The 4,481-nt window shown below is 70.0% G+C and carries 2 protein-coding genes; both read right to left on the bottom strand.

The window, feature by feature from the left end; all coding sequences use genetic code 11:
• Positions 1 to 631 precede the first annotated feature (631 nt).
• A complete protein-coding gene (locus ACFV15_RS47875) occupies positions 632 to 2,998 on the bottom strand; it encodes a polysaccharide lyase 8 family protein (RefSeq protein ID WP_378360157.1) in 2,367 nt (788 codons plus the stop codon).
• A gap of 54 nt (positions 2,999 to 3,052) precedes the next feature.
• A complete protein-coding gene (locus ACFV15_RS47880; protein WP_378360158.1) occupies positions 3,053 to 4,480 on the bottom strand; it encodes an aldehyde dehydrogenase (NADP(+)) in 1,428 nt (475 codons plus the stop codon).
• Position 4,481 lies beyond the last annotated feature (1 nt).

Consider the following 4,481-nt stretch of genomic DNA (forward strand, 5'->3'; position numbering starts at 1 on the left):
CACACCACACCACATCCCCCCCACACCAACCCCCCCCCGCCCCGCGGGCCCCGCGGTCTCGGGGGTGTTTGGGGGGGGGGCGTTCTCTCCCCCCCGGCCGTACCACTCACGACCCCTCTCGGCAGGCTCGCCCGCGCCACACGCGTGGCCCGGCCTTGGATGAGGGCCTCCCTCACCCAAGCCGTGGGGTGAGGGCCTCCTTCACCCGTATATCTGGATGAAGGAGGCCCTCACCAACCTGGGTTGAGTGAGGGAGGCCCTCACCCGGATATCTGCAATGCCGGGGTGGTTAAGGGGCGGGCAGGTTGGTCAAGCCGCTGCTCGGCGGGTGTCGCAGGGGCGGTTGAACGTTGCGAACGGGGCGTTCGCAACGCTGAGCGACACATACGCCCCGTTCATTCCGCCCACCCCGCCCCGCAAAGCAGGCAAATGCGACATCGCGGGGCGAAATTCGGCCGCTTGAGTCCTTTGTGGACGTTAGATGCTTGCGGCCGGGCCACCGACGCAGGCCAAGCCTCAACTACCCAGCATTGCAGATGTCTGGATGAGGGAGGCCCTCACTCAGCTGCCCTGGGGGCACGCCAAATTTGGCGTGCCCCTCAAGAACCGTCGGCAACACTCACGAGGCCGGTTACCTGGGCAGGTCGACGAGCTTGGTGGCGCCGAAGGTGTTCTTGACCGGCACCTCGATCGTCTTGCGGCGTACGGTCACCTTGATGCTGTCCTGCTGCTGCGTCGGGTCGGCGACGGCGAGCTTCCAGCGGCCGTCGACCTTGCCGAAGGCGATCGACGCCGGGCCGGACACCGTGACGTCGTCGACCGTGCCCGCCGCGAAGAAGTTCGCGAGCAGCGTGTTGTCCCACAGCTTCACGGCCTGGACCGTCGTCGTATTGGCCCGCACCCGGAAAGCCAGGCAAGACGCCATGGTCGACACCAGCGAAGCGCCCGGCAGCACCGCGTACGCGTAGGTCGCGTTCACCGGCTTGACACCGTGTGAGAGCACCAGCTTCTGGTAGCGCCGGGTGAAGGGTTCCAAGCTGCCCTTGGTGTTCGCGCCGGTGTCGATGTCACGCCAGGTCGCGGTCCGGTCTTCCCGCAACGCCACCACGTCGGCGTTGTCGAGCAGGACGTAACCGCCGACGTTCTCAAGATGCAGCGCGTGCGGCCGCTTCACCACCGTCGACTTGCCCAGCTCCGTCGAGACCCGCTTCAGGTCGGCGTGCAGCACCCCGCCCGCGCCCTGCAGGTTGCGGTTCTCGATGGCGGTCCGCACTTCCTGGCCGGACGCGTCGGTGATGCCCGCGCCGAGGCAGACGACGCCGGACGGCGTGAAGAACCACGACTTCTTCGCGGTCAGCGTGCCGTCGAACGACACGAAGTCGAGCCCCTGCGCGCCGTGGGAAGCGTCCCAGCGGACACCGCCGCCGTACGCGTTGGGCGTGCGGGGAACGTCCTGCAGCGGCGGGGTCGGGCCGGTCTTGATGGTCGCGCCCGGCAGCAGCAGCGGGTCGACGGTCGGCCAGTACGCGTCGGTGTAGTGACCCTTCGCGTTCGGGAGGAACGTGTAGAGCACGCCGTCGCCGGTGTACCAGCCGTGCAGGTTCATCTGGTTGACCGACTCGTACCGCGCGATGCGGCTGGTGCCCATGCCGAGCGAGGCCGACCAGGTGGTCGTCACGTGGACGACCCGGTCCTGCTGGCCGAACACCCGGTGCGTCGGCACGGTCGGCGCCGGCTTCGGCTTACCTGCCAGCAGTTCCTGCGCGAACTCGATGCCGGGGACGCCGACCAGGTCAGGGCCCGGCGCGAAGCGCTCGGGGTCCGGGATCTTGAGGTACGGCGCGTAGGTGTCTTCCTTGAGCCACTTCGTGGCGAGCGCGGTCAGCTCGGTCTTGACCGGGCCGGTGGCCGACCTGGCCAGCAGCACGGTCGCGCCGGTCAGCTGGTGGCCGATGTCATGTCCGGTCTCGCCCTGGCGCGAGAGCATGCGCCCGCGCACCGACTCCATCTGCGCGCCCGCGTAGACGAACGGCGCGAACGTGTCGGCGACCGTGGCGTAGATCTTCTGCTTGAGCTCCTCCGGCAACGCGAACGCGGTGCCCTTGGTGACATGGATCGTGCCGGCGAGCGCGGTCAGCAGGACGATGCCGTAGTGCCCGGAGTACGGGATCGAGTCGTGCTGGATGAACGAGCCGTCGACGTGGAAGCCGTCGCCCGCCGCCTTGTCGAGCTTCGCGACGACACTGGCCGCGCCACCGCCTGCGACATCGGTCAGCGCCTCGATGCCCTTGGTGATCGTCGCTGTGTCACCGGCCATCGCGCCGGAAACGATGGCGATCAACGACTTGTCGGCCCGGTTGGCGCCCGTCTCGATGATCGAGGCGTTGTTGGTGCGCTTGTTCGGGTCCGCGTTGAAGCGGAACACCGGCTTGAGGTACTTCGCGACGTCGGCGGGCGCCAGCTGCTCCCCGACCGCGGCGAGGGTGTGCAGCAGGTAGTACGGGATGCCGATCTCGTAGGTGTACCAGTTGCCGATCTCGTCGGTCTTCTCGCTGTACTGGTTGCTGGTGTAGAGCAACTCCAGCGCCGTCTTGATCCGGTCGAGGACGACCGGGTCACCGGAGAGCGCGCCGCCCGGCGTGCCCCAGTTGACCGCGATCGACCTCAACCGGGCGTACATCGAGGTGGTGTAGGCACTGCCGGGACCGAGTGGCAGGTCGGCCCACAACGCCCCGCCGGTGACGGACATGCTCGCGTTGTTGGCCTTCGCCACCCGGTCGATGTTCGCCAGCGCCGCGGTCCGCTCGGCGGAGTCGCGGTGGATGCCGGTCTGGAGTTCCCGGTAGGCCGTCACGATCGAACCGGTGCCCGCGTCCTCGGCCGCCGCTAGACCAGAGGCCTTGGCGGCCGAGGCCGGGCCGTTGGCGGCCAGCGGAAGCGCGACCGTGGCCGCCGCGACCGCGGTGGTACGTAACGCCGTTCTCCGGTTTACGGGCATGACGAAACCTCCGGGGGACTCCATTGTCACAAGTGGGGACTTACGGGAAAGGGACTAGCGCCTGCCGTCCGTGCGCCGCGGCAGCTGCCACGGGTTGGCTTCCTGCAAGGCTTCCGGCAGCAACGCGTCCGGGAAGCTCTGCCAGGCGATCGGCCGCTGGAACCGGGTGATGGCCGCCGTGCCGACCGAGGTCGACGTCGGCGCGGTGGTCGCCGGGTACGGGCCACCGTGCTGCTGCGCCCAGCTGACCGTGACCCCGGTCGGCCAGTCGTTCCACAGCAGGCGGCCTGCGATCTTGGTCAGCGACGGGAGGAGCGGGCGCACCCAGTCGGCGTCGGACTCCTCACCCTGGATGGTCGCGGTCAGGCCGGGCTCGATCACGTCGAGCAGGCTGATCAGCTCGGCCTGGTCGGTGTAGGTGACGATCAGCGAAGCCGGGCCGAAGCACTCCTCGCGGACGGTGTCGGCGTCGGCGAGGAAGCTCTTCGCCGTGGTGGCGAACAGGGTCGGGGTGAACTCCGGTCCCTGGCCGCCGCCTTCGGCGAGCACCTCGACACCCGAGACGCCACGCAGCTTGTCGACGCCTTCGGAGTAGCCGGCGGCGATACGGTCGTTCAGCATCGCCTGACCGGCGATCCCGGCGACGGCTTCGCGCAGCGTGTCCTCGAGGCCGTGACCTTCCGGCAGGAACAGCAGGCCCGGCTTGGTGCAGAACTGACCGGCGCCGAGAGTGAACGAGCCCGCGTAGCCCTTGGCGATGGCCTCGCCGCGCTCGGCGAGCGCGGCCGGGGTCACCACGACCGGGTTGACGCTGCCGAGCTCGCCGTAGAACGGGATCGGCCGGGGACGGGCGCTCGCGATGTCGAACAGCGCGCGGCCGCCAGGGACCGAGCCGGTGAACGAGGAGGCCTGGATGCGCGGGTCGTTCAGCGCGGCGACACCCACGGGCTGACCGTAGACGACGTCGAAGATGCCAGCCGGGGCACCGGCGGCGGCCAGCGCCTCCTTGACGATCTGCCCGGTGCGGGCGGACAGCTCGGGGTGACCCGAGTGCGCCTTCACGATGATCGGGCAGCCCGCCGCGAGGCCGGAGGCGGTGTCGCCACCGGCCACGCTGAACGCGAACGGGAAGTTGCTGGCGGCGAACACCAGCACCGGGCCGATCGGGGTGTGCGAGCGGCGGATGTCCGGGCGCGGGCCCATCGGCCAGGCCGGGTCGGCGTGGTCGACGGTGGCGCCGAGGAACTCGCCGTCGTGCAGCACCTCGCCGAACAGGCGCAGCTGGAAGGTGGTGCGCTTGAGCTCGCCCTGCAGCCGCGGCGCGACCGGCAGGTGCGTCTCGGTGTTGGCGAGCGCGGTCAGCTCGTCGGCGTTGGCGTCGAGCGCGTCGGCGACCGCGACCAGCCAAGCGGCGCGCTCGGCTGGGGTCGCGGCCGCGGGGGGGGCCCCGGGCGCCCCCGCCCGCGCCCCGGGGAGGTGCACA

It is taken from the genome of Amycolatopsis sp. NPDC059657 (genome assembly GCF_042734395.1).
Taxonomy (GTDB): Bacteria; Actinomycetota; Actinomycetes; order Mycobacteriales; family Pseudonocardiaceae; genus Amycolatopsis.